Origin of the sequence: Desulfobotulus sp. (assembly GCF_034006065.1) — a bacterium.
GTDB lineage: Bacteria > Desulfobacterota > Desulfobacteria > Desulfobacterales > ASO4-4 > Desulfobotulus.
Genome location: NZ_JAVETM010000004.1, coordinates 1 through 17,537, shown reverse-complemented (window position 1 = coordinate 17,537; position 17,537 = coordinate 1). Strand labels below are relative to the sequence as shown.

The following is a 17,537-nucleotide window of genomic DNA, read 5'->3' as shown; positions in this document are numbered from 1 at the left end:
GGTTTAGACTTTTTTTAAACCCGCTCCCCTTAAAGGGGGATGATCAGGGGATTTTTTTTAAAGATCGGGGGGATTTTAAAAAAACGCAGCATAGGGTCTTTTAAGAATCAGGATCAAAATCTCCTTTGGGCCCATAAAGAAGAAAGCCAGCGGTTTTCCGGCAATAGGCAAGGCGGTCTTTTTCCCAGTTCTGCCGCATCTCCTTCACGCTTTGTCTTGCAGCAATGGCTTCCCGCAGTCGCCTGCTTCCCAGGATGAGATCCATGGGCAGCTTTTCCATTTCGTATTCATAGGGCGGATTCTTGAAGGCAAAATGCGTGGGGTGGCGATCCATCACAGCCTTGAGCAGACAGAGGCTCTGGTAATAGGGCTGGTGCTTTGTGGCTTGGGTCACATGGATCTGGAAACCATGGCAGGGTGTGCCTGCGTGCTTGCCTGAGGTGGGTTCGAAGATGAGAGGGCGCAGGATGCTGCCTTCCAGGGCGTCTTGGGGCAGATTTTTAAGGATAGCCCCGGTGTCCAGCCAGGGGGCTCCGAAGAACTCAAAGGGCTTGGTGGTTCCCCGGCCTTCGGAAAGCTGGGTGCCTTCCCAGATGACCTGGCCGGGATAGACAAGGGCGGTTTCCGGAGTGGGCATGTTGGGCGAAGGCAGCACCCAGGGCAGCCCTGTATCCCGGAAAAACATGTCCCTGCGCCAGCCGGTCATGGGAATGACGGCAAGATCCGCTCCGATATGGAAGACCTTGTTGGCCATGAGGGCGTATTCGCCCATGGTGAGGCCATGGCGCATGGGGATGGGGTGGCGTCCCACAAAGGAGGCCTGGTCAGGCTCCAGCACGTTGCCCTCCACCCGCATGCCGGAGATGGGGTTGGGTCTGTCGAGAACCACCAGGGGGATATTCGCATCCCGTGCGGCTTCCATGCAGAGCGTGAGGGTATGGATGAAGGTGTAGACCCTTGTTCCCACATCCTGGATATCCACAAGCAGGGCGTCCACATGGGCGAGCATCTCCTGGGTGGGGATGCGGGTTTCTCCGTAAAGGCTGAAAACGGGAATGCCCAAGAGGGAATCCCGGCTGTGGTCGGATTCAATCATGTTGTCTTGTTTTTCAGCAAAAAAACCATGCTGCGGAGAAAAAAGAGCGCAGAGCCGACCGGGAAAGCGTTTGGCGATGAGCTCCTTTGCATGGCGGTAATCGGGACCGATGGAAGCGGGATTGGCCAGAAGGCCGAGTTTTTTTCCCGCAAGAAAGGCGGGGGGATTTTGTAAAAGATTTTCAAGCCCTGTGCGGATCATACCAACTCCGTAGTGGGGGTGGGGGGAGAATTGGGGGCCCGGATTTCCTGGGGGCCGGACCCCGGAACAAGGATATTCTTTGCCTCGGAGCGGGATTGTGCTACAAATCTCCATAAGTTGTAAACCTTTGCTTTTGCAGGCTCCCTGATCCTGTTTTTTTGTTCCCTAATGAAACTCTCCCCAGGTGTACGCTTATGACCCCTTGCATTTTTTTTGTGGATGATGAACCCCGTATCCTCCAGAGTCTCCGTCGTTTGTTCCGCAATGACGGTTATGTCCTGCACACCTTTGAAAATCCCCTGGAAGCCCTGGAAGCCCTGCCCCTTCTTCAGCCTGTGGTTGTTGTGGCGGATCAGCGTATGCCCCACATGACAGGTCTTGAGCTTCTTGAAAAAGTGCGGGATCATTCCCCGGAAACCGTTCGTATCATGTTGACGGCCTATTCGGATGTGGAAGTGGTGGTGGGAGGACTCAATTCCTGGACTGTGAATGTCTTTTTGAAGAAACCCTGGGATGACAACGAGCTGCGTATGGAAGTCCGTAATGCCGTCCGTTATCACCGGCACCTCGGCACTGGCGGCGCAGAAGCCATGCAGGGCGTATAAAGGGAAAACATGGAGGCCATTGTCCACAGGCTTTCGGGGCCGTTGACCATCTATGAGGTGGCGGGTCTGAAAGACGAGGTTCTGAAAATACTGGAGGAGACTCCGGGTTTGATTCTGGATTGCAGCGAAGCCAGCCGCTGTGACACGGCCTTTGTGCAGATGCTCTGCGCCCTTTCCCGAACCTGCGTGAAGCGGGGACTCTCCTTTTCCCTTATTCCCGGCCCTGAGCTGAGCGCAGCCGCCATGCGCATTGGCTTGGATCTGTCAGAGGAAATCCCGGTCTCCGGCGGAGAAGCCTGATATGGGCAAAAGGATTCTTGTGGTGGATGACGCGCCCAGCATCCGGATGCTGGTGCGTTTTTCCCTGACCCGTGCCGGATATGGGGTGGATGAGGCGGAAGACGGAGAACAGGCCCTTATTCTTCTGGAGCAGGGTCTGTGCCCGGATCTCGTGGTGACGGATCTGCACATGCCCGGATGCAGCGGCATTGAGCTTGTGAGACGGATCCGCGCCAAAGGTGCTTGTCGTTTTGTTCCTGTGATTATTTTCACCAATCCCCTGGAGCCGGAAAAACGGCGGGAAGCCCGGGAGGCCGGGGCCTCCGCCTGGATTGAAAAACCCTTTAAGCCGGATGCCCTTCAGCAGCTGATCCGACGTTTCATCGGTCTTCCTGGAGCCTGACATGACGGATATGGAGTTTTCCCTGCAAAAGGAGCTTGGGGATGTATTCCGCAGTGAGGTCGCAGATCTTTTCAGCGACATGGAAACGGCGGTTCTGGACCTGGAGACGGAGGCTTCGGACCCGGATGCTGTGCATCGCCTGTTCCGTGCGGTTCATACCCTGAAAGGCTCCGCCGCCATGTTTGGGCTTACGCGGCTTGCCGGTCTGGCCCATGAACTGGAATCCCTCATTGAGCGGGTGCGGGAATTAAAGGTGCATCCGGACGCGGAACTGATTTCCCTGGTGCTGCGCCTTACCGATGCCCTGCGTCTTCTGGCGGAAGATCCGGAGACCGGGGCGGTGAATGAGCGTGATCTTGCCCAAGCCCTGGTGAAAGCCACGGCCAGCCTTTCGGAAAAACCCGAACAGTCCCCTGCGGAAAAAAGAAAAATCGCGATTTTCTTCAAACCCTTTCCTGCCATTTTCACAGCCGGTATGGATCCGGGCATGGTTCTTGAGGAGTTGCGGGACCTTGGCGTCCTTTCGGTGCGGGTGGTGACCGATGAGGTGCCCGACCTTGAGAATCTTGCCCCAGAAACCTGTTTTCTGGCCTTTGACATGGTGCTGGAAACCCAGGCTTTGGAAAAGGAGATCGAGGATGTTTTTCTTTTTGTGGCGGAAGACAGTGTGCTTCGCATGGAGGTTCTGCCTTCCGCCATGGTCTTTGAGCCCCCAGTCCCATCCTCCCCTCTGACCCCGGCTGAAAATGCGGACGGAAAAACGGCAAGCCATTCCTTTTCCCGCGAGAAGCCCCCGGTGGAGCCCCATCCCCCCGAAGGAGAAGATATCCGCATTGCGGCCTTTCGCTTGGACACCCTCATGAGTCTTGTGGGAGAGCTGGTGATGCAGCAGGCCCGGCTCAACGATCTGAACCGTACGCTGCGGATTCCCGTTCTGGAAGAATGTCTCGAGGGGCTGGACCGCATTGCCATGAATCTGAAAGATTGTGTTCTGAATCTGCGAATGACGCCCATTGCCGGAACCTTTGCCCGTTTCCGCCGTATGGTGCGGGACCTCTGCCGGGACCTTGGCAAGGAGGTGATCCTTGAAATGGAAGGTGGGGAAACGGAGCTTGACAAGGGGTTGATTGACGGCATCGGGGAACCCCTGGTGCACCTGGTCCGCAATGCCTTAAGCCATGGCATAGAGCTGCCTGAGGAGCGCAGGCGGAAGGGAAAAACCGCCGCAGGCAGGCTGAAACTTTCCGCTGCTGCGGTGGAAGGCCGTGTGGAGATCACCGTTGAGGATGATGGCAGGGGCATCGACCGAACGGCTGTGCTGTCCAGGGCGCGGGAAAGGGGATTGGTCAGGGAGGATGAGAATCCGGAAGCCGGGGATGTGGACGCCCTTATTTTTTATCCCGGCCTTTCCACCGCCGCTGCCGTAGGAGCGGTTTCCGGACGCGGGGTGGGGATGGATGTGGTGCGGCGTCAGGTGGAGGCTCTGGCCGGAAGAATCCGGCTGACCAGCGAGTCTGGAAAGGGCACCCGGGTGCTTTTATCCCTGCCTCTGACCCTGGCCATTGTGGAATGCCTCATGGTAAGGGTGGGGGAGAGCGTTTTTGCCATTCCCATCTCCCAGGTGGAGGCCTGCATGGACTTTGTACCTCTGAAAAGGGAAGTGGGAGCCCGGGAGCGTCTGATCCGTTTCCGGAAAACCGCCCTGCCCTATATCGTGCTGGCGGATTTTTTCGCCATGGAAAGTCTTTGCACAGAAGGCGCCCAGGTGGTGTTTGTCCGGACAGAGGCCGGGTTTGTGGGCCTTGTGGTGGATGTCCTTTGCGGTGTCCAGCAGGTGGTGATTAAATCCATGGGTGCATGGTACGATGACCGGCAAGATGGCATTGCCGGTGCAACGGTGATGGGAGACGGGAGTATCGCCTTTGTTCTGGATATTCAGGGCGTATGGCGTCGGGCCTGTGCGGAAAAAAGGGAGAAGGACGGGGGGGGCGGTGTGGAAACCAGGAAGGGCGGCCCCGGAGCAAGGGCAAACACCGTGGCGGAAGCCGTCCGCTCAGAAGAGGGCGGAGGAAGGGGCGTGGGTCCATGAGGTGGAAAGATCTGGGAATTGGCGTGAAGCTGGGCCTTGGTTTTGGTATCCTGCTGGTATTTCTTGCCGGAATGATCCTCACAGGTTTTTTGGGAGTGGATCGTATGGCCCACCGGGGAAACGCCCTGATTGACGGAAGCCGCATGGATGGCATCCTGGCCGTGAAAGAGGTGGAGCTTCTGCAGGCTTCCCGCAGACTGGGGGCCCACCTCATGGGCGGGGAAAAGGTTGTGGTGCACAAGAAGAAGGAGGCCACAGCCTTTGGGGCCTGGCTGGCTGGCGAAGAGCGCGCCTGGATGGAAGCCCGCATTCCGGAGCTGGCCCCCCTTTTTGTTCAGATGGAGGGGCAGTACGGCCTGCTGCACCGCAGGGTGCTGGGGGTTCTGACCCGGTATCAGCCCGATCATCCGGATTTTCTTCAGGAGCTTCAATCTTTTAAGCAGCAGAACCAGGTGTGGGGTCAGCGCGTGGCAGAGCAGCTGGCCCTGGGCGCAGGCTCCCTTTTCCGGTATCAGGATCTTTTGCGCAATGTGATCCAGCAGGCGGAGTCCATTGTGAAGAAATGTCATGAAGAACCCGGACTCACGGAGGCCCAGCGCAAGGAAAAGGCCTTGTCCCTGTTGATGGCTTTGCGGTACGGCAAGGGCGGGCTGGACTATGTCTGGGTGCATGACAGGCGACCTCGCATGGTGGGCCATCCCTATTTCCCGGAACTGCAGGACCTGGAGCTGGGGGAGGAGCACCGTTATCTGAAAGGACTTTTTATTAAAATCAATGAGAGGGTGGAGGGCTCCGGCGAGGGCTACCTTCTCTACGCCTGGCCCCATTACAGGGAAGAGAGGAATGTGCCCAAGCTTGGGTATGTGAAGTATTTTGAACCCTGGGGATGGTACCTGGGAACAGGGGTGTACCTTTTTGAGCAGAATCAGGCCCTTTTACGGAGGGCGGCTGAATTTTCCGATGGCATTCCCTTTTCTTTTTCCGTGGCGGGTTCCATGGAAAGCACGGCTCTGGGGCGTTTTATCACCACAGAATCCCTCTGGCCGGAGGGCTTGGGGATTGAAGAGGGGCTGAGGGCCGCGAGGGCCCCCCTGCAGCGTCTGTATGCTTCCGCAGGCCATATTGAAGAGGCCATCAACCTGGGTCGGGTGGAAGAAGCCATGGGGTTTTATGAACTGGAAACCATGGGCGCTTTGGCGGAACTGGATCTTCTTCTGGGTGAGGTGATCCAGAAGGTGGCCCAGCGCAATCGTGGTGCTGCAGAGGCCAGGGAGATGTTCGATACCCTTGTTGTGCCTCAGTTTGAGGAAATGTTGGGAGTTCTTCATCAGGCGCGGGATACGGTGCGGTTGCATACCGAAGGGGTGGAGGCGCTGGCCCAGGCGGCAAGTCATACCCGCTGGCTTTTTGGTCTTCTGGGTCTTTGCGCTCTGATTCTTGGGCTTTTCACGGCAGGCATGCTCATCCGGCTGATTCGAAAACCCTTGGCGGAGCTGGCCCATGCGGCGAGAAAAATTGAATCCGGTCAGTATGATCTTGTCATTGGCCTGCATCAGAAAGATGAGCTGGGGCGTCTGGCCCAGGCCATGGATCAGATGCTGGTGGGCCTGAGGCGGACCGCCGAACTGGCCCATCGGGTTTCCCAGGGGGATCTGCGCCCCTCCTTTGGCGTGATCGGAGAAAAGGATGCCATCGCAGCGGCTTTGCTGGAAATGATGGAGAATCTCAGTACTGTGGTCAACAAGGTGAGGGAGGCGGCGGCTCAGGTCCGGACGGCCAGCAGTGAACTGAAAGAAACGGCCATGCTGGTGGCCCAGGGTGCTTCGGAACAGGCAGCATCCGCGGAGCAGAGTTCGGCCTCCATGGAAGAGATGAGTTCCATCATCCATCAGAATGCGGAAAATGCCAAAGAAACCCGGGCCATCGCCAACCGGGCTGCGGAGGAGGCCAGAAAGTCGGGCGATTCCGTGGCAAGGACGGTAAAGGATATGCGAGCCATTGCGGACAAGGTCAGCGTGATTGAAGAGATTGCGCGTCAGACCAATCTTCTGGCCCTGAATGCGGCCATTGAGGCGGCCAGGGCGGGGGATCATGGCAGAGGTTTTGCCGTTGTGGCTTCTGAGGTGCGCAAACTTGCAGAACGAAGCCAGAAGGCTGCTGGTGAAATCGGCATGCTGGCTGCAACCAGCGTGACCCAGGCGGACGAGGCCGGAGGGATGCTGGAAAAACTTGTGCCTGGCATTGAGCGTACTGCGGCCCTGGTGCAGGAGATCGCGGCAGCCAGCCAGGAGCAGAGTGAGGGCGTGACCCAGGTCAACCAGGCCATTTTGCAGCTTGACGAAATTATTCAGCAGAATGCCCATGTGGCGGAGGAGATGGCCGCCGCCGCAGGTCAGATGGAGGAGCAGGCGGAGCAGTTGCAGCAGGCCATGGCCTTTTTCAGTGATGACCAAGGGGAAAAAACGCCTCTGCCCTCCCAGAAAGAGGAGGCGAAAGCGCGGAAGATTCTGGCGGATTCCCTGTCAAAGGTAAAAAGGAAAAATGAGGCCTCAGAGGGGAGCAAAAATGCAGGGGCCAAGCCTCTGGCCTTTCCCGCCTGTTGCGGAGCGGTGATTGATCTGGATGAGGACTGGGGTATGGGAGATGGCCAGGATCCGAAAACCGATGGGAGGGAGCGCCATGGATGAAGGGCAAAGACAGTGTCTGACCTTCTGGCTGCTGGATACCATGTTCGCCCTGCCCATCACCGTGGTTCAGGAGGTTCTCCAGGATGTGCGGATCACCCCCATCCCAAAAACGCCGGATTTTCTCGAAGGGGTGATGAATCTGAGGGGCCGCATTGTGCCAGTGGTGGATCTCAAAAAAAAGTTTGCCATGGCCCATACCCCCCATACGGAAGACACGGCTGTGGTGGTGGTCTGTATTCCCTTTGAAAACCGTGAGCTTCTCGCGGGTATCCGGGTGGACGGAGTGGAGAGTGTGAGAAGCTTTGCGGAAACCGCCCTCTGCCCGCCGCCCCAGATGGGCGTACCGGTCCCCCTGGATTTTCTGGAAGCCATACTGCTTGAGGAGGATCAGGTACTTTTATTCCTCAACATTGCACGGATATTCACGCGTTCTGAATTGAGGGATGTGCGCAGGGCAGAGAAGGGAAAGGATGGAGGGGAGGCTGATGATCCGTCGTGAAAAGGAAGGCAGGGGCTTACGCGTTCTTGTGGTGGATGACTCCGCCCTGGCAAGGCGCATGCTCTGCTCCATCCTGGAAAAGGATCCGGCCATAAGCCGGGTGGAGACCGCAACGGATCCCTATGGGGCGGTGGAAAAAATCCGCAGGGAAGTACCGGATGTAATCCTGCTGGATGTGGAAATGCCCCGTATGAACGGCCTTAAGTTTTTAAAGCGGATCATGGCCCAGCATCCGCTTCCTGTGGTGATCTGCTCGGCTCTTACGGCAGGCAGGGGAGACGCCATTGCCGAAGAAGCCCTGGCCCTGGGCGCTGTGGACATTATCCCCAAGCCCAAGGCGGAAGATGCGGCCTCCATGGATGTGGCGGGCGCAAGAATCCTGGACGCGGTGCATGCGGCTGCGGCTGCGGAAAACAACCCGGTTCTGCGCGGAGGTTCTCTGGCTTCCGCAGACGCCATCCTTGCGGCTTCCACGGGCAGGATGAATCTGAGAACCCAGCCCGTGGTGGCTGTGGCGGCCTCGACAGGGGGCATTTCCACCCTGCGTTTTCTTCTGGAAAACTGGCCCAGGCAGGCCCCTGCCATGGTGATTGTGCAGCATATGCCAGCGCGTTTTACACGGAATTTTGCCTTTGACCTGAATACGAGCGTAGCCTGTGAAGTGAAGGAGGCGGAAGAGGGGGATATGCTCCGGGAAGGGCATGTGTACCTGGCTCCCGGGAACCGCCATACCCTGGTGGAGCGCAGGGACCGCACATACAGGATCCGTCTGAAAGACGGTCCCCTGGTATCCCGTCACCGGCCTTCTGCGGATGTGTTTTTTCGGTCTGTGGCTGTGGCCGCAGGTCCCAATGCCATCGGCGTGATCCTGACGGGTATGGGGGATGATGGGGTGACCGGCCTTTGGGAAATGCGGCAGGCCGGAGCCCTTACCCTGGTCCAGGACAGGGAAAGTTCCGTGGTCTACGGCATGCCCGGAGAAGCCCTGCGTCGGGGTGCGGGTATGCGGGAAGTTCCCCTTTCCCGGATGGCGGAGGAAATTCTGGGGCATTGTGAAAAGAATGCTTTTCCGGAAGACAGCCTGTAAGTTATGGGCTGGCCTGGGATTTCTTTCCGGCCCTTTTTGGGGGTGTGGTTGGAGGTGGGCAGCCTTTTTTGATCCTGCTCTTCGTTGACAAAAGACCTGGTTCCTTTTAATCACTGCCCACCGGCAGGAAGAGGGCGTCCTGTGTCCGGACCGGATCCAGGACGTTGATGTTTGATGGGGTTGAGACCCGACATGATAAGGATCAGACCATGCAGATATGCGTACCAGAATTTATCCGCGCCATAGACCCCTATGTTCCCGGTAAGCCCCTGGAAGAGCTGGAGCGGGAATACGGCCTGAAGCAGGCGGTGAAACTGGCGTCCAATGAAAACCCTCTGGGGCCTTCACCCAAGGCCCTTGATGCCATGCAGAAGGCCCTTTTCAAACTGCATCGGTATCCCGACGGATCCGCCTATTACCTGACCCAGGCTCTGGCCCGTCATCTGGGTGTGACGCCGGATTGTCTTGTGCTGGGCAATGGCTCCGATGATGTGATCGCCATGGCCGTGCGGGCGTTCATGCGGATGGGAGATAGGGCGGTCATGCCCCATCCGGCCTTTCTCATGTACGATATCCTGGTGAAAACCGCAGGTGGGGTTGCCGTTCCGGTGCCCCTTCGGAACATGGACCTTGATCTCGATAGCATGGTTTCGGCGGTGGACGGGGAGACCCGTCTGGTTTTTGTGACCAACCCGAACAATCCCACGGGTCGCTTCATTGCGGAAGAAAAGCTGTGTGCCTTCCTGGATGCCATTCCTTCCTCCGTGCTGGTGATGCTGGATGAGGCTTATGTGGAGTTTGTGAAAAAGGAAAATTACCATTCGGGGATCTCCCTTCTGGATCGTTATCCCAATCTCATTGTGTTGAGAACCTTTTCCAAGGCCTATGGCCTGGCGGGCATCCGGGTGGGCTATGGCGTGATGGCACCGGAGGTGGCGGGCTGGCTGCACCGGGTGCGTCAGCCCTTTAATGTGAATATTCTGGCCCAGGTGGGGGCTTGTGCGGCTTTGGAAGACGTTGCTTTCCTTGAAAAAACCAGGGAGGTTGTGGCAGAGGGCAAGGCTTGGTTTCAGGAAAGGCTTGCGGCCATGGGGCTGACCGCCCACCCCAGTGAGGCGAATTTTTTTCTTGTGGATGTGCGGCGGGAGGGTAGAAAGGTGTTTGATGCCATGCTGCGCAAGGGGGTGATTGTGCGTTCCATGCATGGGTATGGTTTTCCCCGCTGCATCCGGATTACCGTAGGGCTTCGGGAGGAAAACGAAAAATGCCTGGCCGCGCTGGACGCCGTGCTTGGGGATATTCCGGAAGATGAGGGATGAATTCCATGAAGTTTTTTTGCAAAAGCGCGGGTGAAGAGCAGATGAGAAGGGCCTGACAGAGTTTAAGGGAACTGTAACGTTTTCCAGAGATGACAGAAAGCAGATTGTTGTTATGAATTCTATGGTGATTACCATTGATGGGCCCGCAGGCGCGGGGAAAACCACCATCAGCAGAAAACTTGCGGATCTTCTTGACTATCGCTATGTGGATACGGGGGCTTTATACCGAGGTGTTGCCTGGATGGCCGAGCGTCAGCATGTGGACCTGGAGGACGAAAAAGCCCTGGGTGCTTTCCTTCAGAATCTGCGTCTGAACCTGGAGCGCAATGGCTCCGGAAGCCTGAAGCTTCTGGCCAATGGGGAGGACATCACAGCCGAAATCCGGACCCCGGCCATGTCCATGGCCGCCTCCTCTGTGGCGAAGCGTCCCCAGGTTCGGGCCTTTCTTCTGAATGTGCAGCGTCAGCTGGGTGCGGAAAAGGACGTGGTATTTGAGGGGCGGGACATGGGTACGGTGGTGTTTCCCCAGGCGGATGTGAAGTTTTTTCTGACAGCGGATGTTCTGGTGCGCGCCCGGCGGCGTCATGCCGAACTGCCTGACCATGCAGGTCAGAATCTCAAGGATGTGCTTGCGGATATGCAGCGCAGGGACGCCCAGGACGCGGGACGGGATTTAGCGCCCCTGGCTGCGGCTCCCGATGCGGTACACATTGACGCCTCCGAACTCACGGTGGATGAGGTGCTTGCCATGATGATGCGTTGCATCCGAGACAAGAGCGGAATTCAGGGAAGATGAGGTGTCGGGGAAAGCGTTCGTGTTTCCCGGCGGGTTTTTTTTGGGAAAAAGGCCTGGGGCGGCCTGTCCGGAAAGGGCCTGAGGACAGACGGAATATTTTGTCTTGTATCCCCTCTGCAACTCTGATAAAAAAGAAAGGATATGCCATCCTCAAATAATAAAAGGAAGGGGAGAGGCATGAATAACGCTTAGGGGGATAACTTTTCATGGGAAACCGTAACAACATGGACGCTTTCGAAGACAACGAAGCAATGGACGATCTTGAACTCGACGGGGAAGCCCTTCCCAGCATGGAAGAGCTGCTCAACGAGTACGAGGAAAGTTTCGGCAAGTTTGCCGAAGGCGAGGTGGTGAAGGGCAAAATCATCTCTGTGGACCGCGAGTATGTTCTGGTGGATGTGGGATATAAATCCGAAGGGATGATCCCTGCCCACGAATTCAGAAACGAAGCGGGCGAGGTGGAGGCTGCCGTCGGCGATGAAGTGGAAGTCATGATCGAGCTCTGGGATGAAGAAGAAGAGCGGGTGGTGCTTTCCAAGGAAAAAGCCGAAAAAATCAAGGTCTGGGAAGAGATCAAGAAGATCTACGACGAAGACGGCGTGGTGGAAGGGGTTATCACCAACCGCGTCAAAGGTGGTTTCTCCGTCGATATCGGTCTTCAGGCCTTCCTGCCTGGCTCACAGGCGGATCTGCGGCCTGTGCGTAACCTGGATGAACTTGTGGGCAAGAGCTTTGAGTTCAAGGTACTCAAGTTCAACCGGAAACGGAGCAACATCGTCCTTTCCCGCCGAGTTCTTCTGGAAGACGCCAGGGAAAAAGCCCGTTCCAAGACTCTTTCCGCTCTGGAAGAAGGCAAGGTCATGGACGGCGTGGTCAAGAACATCACGGAATACGGGGTGTTTGTGGACCTTGGCGGTGTGGATGGACTTCTCCACATCACCGACATTTCCTGGGGCCGTGTGAAACATCCGTCGGAGTTGTTTTCCGTTGCAGACCAGATCAAGGTCAAGGTGCTTTCCTTTGATCTGGAGCGGGAGCGTGTATCCCTCGGCATGAAGCAGCTGACCCCCGATCCCTGGACCATTGCCGCAGGCAAATATCCTGTGGGAACCCGGGTGCAGGGCAAAGTGGTGAGCCTCACGGACTATGGCGCTTTTGTGGAGCTGGAAGAAGGCATTGAAGGCCTCATCCATGTTTCCGAAATGTCCTGGACCCGTAAGATCCGCCATCCTTCCAAGGTGCTTACCGTGGGGGAAGTGGTGGATGCCATGGTGCTGGATATCAAGCCGGACAGCCGCCGCATCTCTTTAGGCATGAAGCAGGTGATGACCAATCCCTGGGAAGTGATCAGCGAAAAATACCCCGTGGGAACCATCATCGAAGGTAAGATCAAGAATATTACGGACTTTGGTCTCTTCATCGGTATTGATGACGACATCGACGGCCTTGTACATATTTCCGATATTTCCTGGACCAAGCGCATCAAGCACCCTTCGGAAGTATTCAAGAAGGGGGATACGGTTCAGGCGGTGGTACTGGATATTGACAAAGAAAACGAGCGTTTCTCCCTGGGTATCAAGCAGACCCACGAAGATCCCTGGAAGAGTGTCCAGGAACGCTATGCCGTAGGTACGGAAATCAGCGGGGCCATCACCAACATCACCGATTTTGGCATCTTTGTGGAGCTGGAAGAGGGAATTGAAGGTCTTGTGCACATTTCCGAAATCAGCACGGAAAAGGTGAAAACGCCCTCTGAAGCCTTCAGCGTTGGTCAGCCCATTACCGCCAAGGTGATGAACATCAACTCCGAAGAGCGCCGTATCGGGCTTTCCATCAAAAGGCTGGACATGGAAGATGATGACGCCATTATGAGCGATTACCTGAAATCCATGGAAAATGCCAAGCCCACCTCCTCCCTTGGAGAAACCCTCAAGGAAACCCTTGAGGCGAAGTACAAGGATCAGTAAAAAATAAGTTCAAGCCCGAAACCATGCCTTGTCCGGGTGGTTTCGGGTTTTTTTGTCGGCTACGGAAGGGCGTAACCGGCGATGGGATGGACCCTGTCCCGGAGGCCGGAAAATTACGCCCTTTTTTTATCTGTGTTGTCCTGGGTTCTTTGGCGGAGCGCAGAAAAAACCGATATCGCGTACACCGCACCATCCCATCCACGGAGGAAACAACTCCATGTTCTCGCGCAGACATCCCTACCTGTTTTTTATTCTTGCCATGACAGCCATGATTGTGGGCAGTACCCTGCTTTTGCGTGTGGGTGCAGTGATGACAAAATCCGAGCCTGGGGGAGAGCGCATAGGCGTGGTGGAGCTTTACGGTGTCATCACGGACAGCTCCCAGATCCTTGAAGACATCCGTAAATTCCGGGAGGATAAGGACATCCGGGCCATTGTCCTGCGGGTGGATTCGCCGGGCGGCGGGGTGGGACCTTCCCAGGAGATTTTCACCGCCATCCGTCGCGCCCGACAAGAAAAGCCTGTGATTGCAAGCTTTGGCAGTGTGGCGGCCTCGGGCGGTTACTATGCGGCGGCCGCGGCCGATGGCATCATGGCCAATGCCGGCACGGTAACGGGCAGCATCGGCGTTATCATGGGGTACACGAATTTCCGCAGCCTTGTGGAGAAGATCGGTCTGGAGCCTGTGGTGATCAAGAGCGGTGAAAACAAGGACATGGCTTCGCCTATGAAAGAGCTTTCAGAGGAACACCGCAGAATTCTCCAGGCCTTTGTGGATCGTCTTCACCGTCAGTTTGTCCGGGATGTGGCCTCCGGTCGAAATCTGGAGGAGGGGGTCGTGGCGGCTCTGGCGGACGGCAGGATCTATGCCGGAGAAGAGGCCATGGAGCTGGGGATGGTGGATCGCATGGGAAACTTTGAGGATGCCCTGGTGTGGGCTGCGGAGAAGGCCGGAATTCCGGATAAGGGCTGGCAGGCCGTATACCCGGAGCGGGAACGCTCCTGGCTCTGGGATCTCATCAACGGCAGCGCCGAAGCTCTGGTGAGTGCTGTGGAGCGTCGTGTTTCCCTGAACGCAGGGTTTCTCTGGATGCCGGATGCAGGACGATGACTCTGATCTGGCGGGGTAGGGAGTTGGATCTTAAAGGAACTCCTGCACCTTGCCCAGGCCTTCCCGAAGCACTTCAGGTGTTTCGCCGGAAAGGTCAATGATGCTGGAAGGCTCTCCCGGAACAGGTCCGCCATCAATGACCATATCCACCTGGGATCCGAATATTTCATAAAGAAGGCTGGGATGGGTTTCTACCGTTTCTCCGGGGCGGCTTGCGGTCGCGGAGATGACGGGGTTGCCCAACTCCCGCACAATGGCCTGGGCGATGGCATGATCCGGCACCCGTATGCCTGCGGTTTTCCTCTTGGTGAGCATCATGCGGGGAACTTCCCGGGTGCCTTCCAGGATAAAGGTATAAGGTCCGGGCAGAAGGCGTTTCAGAATGCGATAGGCGGTATTGTGTACCTTGGCGTAACGACTGATGTCGGTTAAATCCGGACAGATGAAACTGAAAGGCTCTTTTTTTTCCTTCTGCTTGATCTGGTAAATCCTTTCAATGGCTTTTTTATTCTGGATGTCGCATCCGATGCCATAATGGGTGTCTGTGGGATAAATGATCACTCCGCCATCTTTCAGGCATTCCACTACCTGACGGATCTGCCGGGGCTGGGGTGTTTGGGGATGAATGGTGATAAGCATGGATGTCTCCCATTGCCAGGGTCTTTGGCATCCCGGTGCGGAGGATGCGGACAGGAAGGAAAATACAGGTGAATCTCTCCTACAGGGTGCTCTGTGGCCTGTCAAGCAGGCTTTTTAAAACTTGCCTAAGACCTTTTTGTCTGTTAGGTATACGCCCAAAATTCAGACCGGCTCGTTTCCATGGGCCGGTTTCTCTGTCTTCACGGCCGGTTAGGGGGCTTCCCACCGGCCGCCCCTATATCTGATTTGCGTCCCCGCTACCCTTGGCGGACGTATCCCCTACGCCACAAGCGTTTTGAACCCACCGATTCCGGAGGAGTATCCATGATGAGCATGCCACCCGAAGAAGCCTTTTCCTTTGATGATGTTCTCCTTTTACCCAATTATTCCGATGTGGTGCCCAGTGACTGTGATGTTTCCACCAGGCTGACCCGTGAGATCACTCTCAATGTTCCCATTGTTTCCGCGGCCATGGATACGGTGACAGAATCCCTCACAGCCATCAGTATGGCCAGAACCGGGGGGATGGGGATCATCCACAGGAACCTCACCATTGAAGAGCAGGTCCGGGAAGTGGATCAGGTGAAAAAATCCGAAAGCGGCATGATCGTGGATCCTGTGACCATCTCCCCTTCGGCGCGCATCGGAGATGTACTCAAGGTCATGAGTCGTTACCGCATTTCCGGTGTGCCTGTGGTGGATGGCGACAAGCTTGTGGGCATTGTGACCAATCGGGATCTTCGTTTTGAAACGGACATGACCCGTCCGGTGAGTACGGTCATGACTTCGGAAAATCTGGTGACCGTACATGAGGGCATCAGCCTGGAAGAATCAAAGGAACGTCTGCATCAGCATCGCATTGAAAAGCTCCTTGTGGTGGATAAGGATGGACGCCTTACGGGCATGATCACCATTAAGGACATCGAGAAAATCAAGAAATATCCTCTTGCCTGCAAAGATGCCATGGGCCGTCTGCGTGTTGGCGCGGCTGTGGGGGTGGGGCCGGATATGATGGAAAGAACGGCTGCCCTGATCAAGGCGGGGGTGGATGTCCTCTGCATTGATACCTCCCACGGTCATTCCAAGAACGTGCTGGATTCCGTAAGAGCCATCAAGAGCGCCTTCCCGAAATCCCAGGTCATTGCAGGCAACGTGGCAACGGGCAAGGGTGCAGAGGCCCTCATTGAAGCGGGCGTGGATGCGGTGAAGGTGGGCATTGGACCCGGCTCCATCTGTACCACCCGCATTGTGGCGGGCGTGGGCGTTCCCCAGCTTTCCGCCATCATGAACTGTCGCAGCGTTGCCAACAAGCATGGTGTTCCCATTGTGGCGGATGGTGGCATCAAGTATTCCGGCGATATTACCAAGGCCATTGGTGCGGGCGCCCATTCCGTGATGCTGGGAGGTCTGCTGGCAGGTGCAGAGGAGAGCCCCGGAGAAACCATCCTGTATCAGGGACGGACCTACAAGGTTTACCGGGGTATGGGTTCCCTGGAAGCCATGAAAAAGGGAAGCAAGGATCGCTATTACCTCGGTGATGAGGAGGAAGACGACAAGCTGGTGCCCGAGGGCATTGTGGGCAAGGTGCCTTACAGGGGCACCATTGCGGAGAATATCTACCAGCTTGTGGGGGGACTCAAGGCGGGGATGGGGTATGTGGGTGCGCACAGCATTGAGGATCTGCGGGAAAAGGCCCGGTTCGTGCGGATCACGGCCGCAGGTCTGCGTGAGAGCCATGTGCATGATGTGATCATCACCAAGGAAGCCCCCAACTACCGGGTGGAATAAGGCGGATGGCCATGGGCCATGCGGATCGCAGCGCAGTGAAAAAAGGACAAGCCCTGTCTCCCGTTTGTTTCGGGAGGTAGGGTTTTTTTTCCGTCCCAGGGGAAAGTGACAGGGCGTTCTCCCTGTGCTATGAGGGGCAGGAGTTTTTTGAAAAAGGGTGCATCTGGAAGACGCGGCCGCAGGCAGCGTCTTCATGAAAGGTGCACCAGGTTTCGGATCAAGGCATTCATGTCCTGGACTCAAAAATTTTTTTTTGGGGGGGCCTTGCGCCTTGGGTTTTAAAATAAGGAAGGGTTGCCATGGAAACGCCGGTTCCGGATTTTGTGCATCTGCATCTTCATACCCAGTACAGCCTTCTGGACGGGGCCATCCGTCTGGATCCTCTGTTTGCCAAAGCCAAAGCCGATGGCATGCATTCTGTGGCCATCACGGATCATGGTACCATGTTCGGTGTGCTGGAATTCTATGACAAGGCGAACAAGGCGGGCATCAAGCCCATCATCGGATGCGAGTGCTATGTGGCTCCCCGCAGCCTTGCCGACAAAACCGCAGAAGATGCCAAAAGCCTTTCCCATCTGGTGCTGCTGGCCCGCAACAACGCGGGCTATCGCAATCTCTGCAAGCTTGCCACCATCGCCCAGATGAAGGGTTTTTACTACAAACCCAGGGTGGATGACGCTGTTCTGGCCGAATACAGTGAAGGGATCATTGCCCTTTCCGCCTGCCTTCAGGGGGAAATTCCCAAGCTTCTTTTAAAGGGCCAGATGGCTGCCGCAGAGGAAAAGGCCCGGTATTACGAGAAAATTTTCGGGGAGGGGAATTTTTTCCTGGAAATTCAGGAAAACGGACTCATGCCCCAGCGGGAGGCCAACACCCTTCTTGTGGATATGGCGAAACGCCTTTCCCTTCCCCTGGTGGCCACCAATGACTGCCACTACCTTGATGCCGAAGACACCCGGGCCCATGAGCTT

Annotated in this window: 15 protein-coding genes; 13 read left to right on the top strand and 2 right to left on the bottom strand. The window is 56.5% G+C overall.

Annotated elements, in window-relative coordinates:
- Window positions 1–100: 100 nt before the first annotated feature.
- Entirely contained in the window at window positions 101–1,297 is a 1,197-nt protein-coding gene (locus RBR60_RS03110) for a DUF1343 domain-containing protein (RefSeq protein ID WP_320354370.1), read from the bottom strand.
- Window positions 1,298–1,491: 194 nt separating this feature from the next.
- On the opposite strand from RBR60_RS03110, the gene RBR60_RS03105 reads away from it, so the two are divergent.
- From RBR60_RS03105 to sppA, 11 genes are all read left to right on the top strand, one after another.
- Window positions 1,492–1,902 (top strand): response regulator, encoded by a 411-nt coding sequence (locus RBR60_RS03105; protein ID WP_320354367.1) that lies wholly within the window; start codon window positions 1,492–1,494, stop codon window positions 1,900–1,902.
- Between the two features lie 9 nt (window positions 1,903–1,911).
- Window positions 1,912–2,202 (top strand): STAS domain-containing protein, encoded by a 291-nt coding sequence (locus RBR60_RS03100; protein WP_320354365.1) that lies wholly within the window; start codon window positions 1,912–1,914, stop codon window positions 2,200–2,202.
- A gap of 1 nt (window position 2,203) precedes the next feature.
- Complete coding sequence (locus RBR60_RS03095) at window positions 2,204–2,584, top strand: response regulator (protein WP_320354364.1); 381 nt, start codon at window positions 2,204–2,206, stop codon at window positions 2,582–2,584.
- Window position 2,585: 1 nt separating this feature from the next.
- Window positions 2,586–4,673 (top strand): chemotaxis protein CheA, encoded by a 2,088-nt coding sequence (locus tag RBR60_RS03090; protein WP_320354362.1) that lies wholly within the window; start codon window positions 2,586–2,588, stop codon window positions 4,671–4,673.
- A complete protein-coding gene (locus RBR60_RS03085) occupies window positions 4,670–7,360 on the top strand; it encodes a methyl-accepting chemotaxis protein (RefSeq protein ID WP_320354360.1) in 2,691 nt (896 codons plus the stop codon). Before RBR60_RS03090 ends, RBR60_RS03085 begins: the two co-directional genes overlap by 4 nt.
- The gene (locus RBR60_RS03080; RefSeq protein WP_320354358.1) at window positions 7,353–7,859 is read left to right on the top strand and encodes a chemotaxis protein CheW; all 507 of its coding nucleotides are present in this window, start codon (window positions 7,353–7,355) and stop codon (window positions 7,857–7,859) included. The genes RBR60_RS03085 and RBR60_RS03080 overlap by 8 nt, the downstream gene beginning before the upstream one ends.
- A complete protein-coding gene (locus RBR60_RS03075; RefSeq protein WP_320354357.1) occupies window positions 7,846–8,946 on the top strand; it encodes a chemotaxis response regulator protein-glutamate methylesterase in 1,101 nt (366 codons plus the stop codon). Before RBR60_RS03080 ends, RBR60_RS03075 begins: the two co-directional genes overlap by 14 nt.
- A gap of 209 nt (window positions 8,947–9,155) precedes the next feature.
- Complete coding sequence (gene hisC, locus RBR60_RS03070) at window positions 9,156–10,265, top strand: histidinol-phosphate transaminase (RefSeq protein WP_320354356.1); 1,110 nt, start codon at window positions 9,156–9,158, stop codon at window positions 10,263–10,265.
- 112 nt (window positions 10,266–10,377) lie between these two features.
- On the top strand, window positions 10,378–11,061 hold the full coding sequence (cmk, locus tag RBR60_RS03065; RefSeq protein ID WP_320354355.1) for a (d)CMP kinase: 684 nt from the start codon (window positions 10,378–10,380) through the stop codon (window positions 11,059–11,061).
- Between the two features lie 251 nt (window positions 11,062–11,312).
- Window positions 11,313–13,028 carry a 30S ribosomal protein S1 gene (locus RBR60_RS03060; protein ID WP_320354501.1) on the top strand — a complete coding sequence of 572 codons (1,716 nt, stop codon included), beginning with the start codon at window positions 11,313–11,315 and terminating at the stop codon, window positions 13,026–13,028.
- Window positions 13,029–13,245: 217 nt separating this feature from the next.
- A complete protein-coding gene (gene sppA, locus RBR60_RS03055) occupies window positions 13,246–14,139 on the top strand; it encodes a signal peptide peptidase SppA (protein ID WP_320354354.1) in 894 nt (297 codons plus the stop codon).
- A 30-nt stretch (window positions 14,140–14,169) separates the two neighbouring features.
- Here the strand turns inward: sppA and RBR60_RS03050 are convergent, their stop codons facing one another.
- On the bottom strand, window positions 14,170–14,778 hold the full coding sequence (locus RBR60_RS03050) for an L-threonylcarbamoyladenylate synthase (RefSeq protein WP_320354353.1): 609 nt from the start codon (window positions 14,776–14,778) through the stop codon (window positions 14,170–14,172).
- 327 nt (window positions 14,779–15,105) lie between these two features.
- Between RBR60_RS03050 and guaB the strand changes: the two genes are divergently transcribed.
- Together guaB and RBR60_RS03040 are read left to right on the top strand one after the other, a co-directional pair.
- Window positions 15,106–16,566 carry an IMP dehydrogenase gene (guaB, locus tag RBR60_RS03045; RefSeq protein ID WP_413815446.1) on the top strand — a complete coding sequence of 487 codons (1,461 nt, stop codon included), beginning with the start codon at window positions 15,106–15,108 and terminating at the stop codon, window positions 16,564–16,566.
- Between the two features lie 299 nt (window positions 16,567–16,865).
- On the top strand, window positions 16,866–17,537 hold a 672-nt coding region (locus RBR60_RS03040), incomplete at its 3' end, for a PHP domain-containing protein (protein ID WP_320354351.1).

Excerpts from the sequence above, each read along its gene's own strand:
- RBR60_RS03050 (WP_320354353.1), bottom strand. The coding sequence starts at position 14,778 with ATGCTTATCACCATTCATCCCCAAACACCCCAGCCCCGGCAGATCCGT.
- RBR60_RS03100 (WP_320354365.1), top strand. The coding sequence starts at position 1,912 with ATGGAGGCCATTGTCCACAGGCTTTCGGGGCCGTTGACCATCTATGAG.
- hisC (WP_320354356.1), top strand. The coding sequence starts at position 9,156 with ATGCAGATATGCGTACCAGAATTTATCCGCGCCATAGACCCCTATGTT.
- sppA (WP_320354354.1), top strand. The coding sequence starts at position 13,246 with ATGTTCTCGCGCAGACATCCCTACCTGTTTTTTATTCTTGCCATGACA.
- cmk (WP_320354355.1), top strand. The coding sequence starts at position 10,378 with ATGAATTCTATGGTGATTACCATTGATGGGCCCGCAGGCGCGGGGAAA.
- RBR60_RS03075 (WP_320354357.1), top strand. The coding sequence starts at position 7,846 with ATGATCCGTCGTGAAAAGGAAGGCAGGGGCTTACGCGTTCTTGTGGTG.
- guaB (WP_413815446.1), top strand. The coding sequence starts at position 15,106 with ATGAGCATGCCACCCGAAGAAGCCTTTTCCTTTGATGATGTTCTCCTT.
- RBR60_RS03105 (WP_320354367.1), top strand. The coding sequence starts at position 1,492 with ATGACCCCTTGCATTTTTTTTGTGGATGATGAACCCCGTATCCTCCAG.
- RBR60_RS03085 (WP_320354360.1), top strand. The coding sequence starts at position 4,670 with ATGAGGTGGAAAGATCTGGGAATTGGCGTGAAGCTGGGCCTTGGTTTT.
- RBR60_RS03095 (WP_320354364.1), top strand. The coding sequence starts at position 2,204 with ATGGGCAAAAGGATTCTTGTGGTGGATGACGCGCCCAGCATCCGGATG.
- RBR60_RS03110 (WP_320354370.1), bottom strand. The coding sequence starts at position 1,297 with ATGATCCGCACAGGGCTTGAAAATCTTTTACAAAATCCCCCCGCCTTT.
- RBR60_RS03080 (WP_320354358.1), top strand. The coding sequence starts at position 7,353 with ATGGATGAAGGGCAAAGACAGTGTCTGACCTTCTGGCTGCTGGATACC.
- RBR60_RS03090 (WP_320354362.1), top strand. The coding sequence starts at position 2,586 with ATGACGGATATGGAGTTTTCCCTGCAAAAGGAGCTTGGGGATGTATTC.
- RBR60_RS03060 (WP_320354501.1), top strand. The coding sequence starts at position 11,313 with ATGGACGATCTTGAACTCGACGGGGAAGCCCTTCCCAGCATGGAAGAG.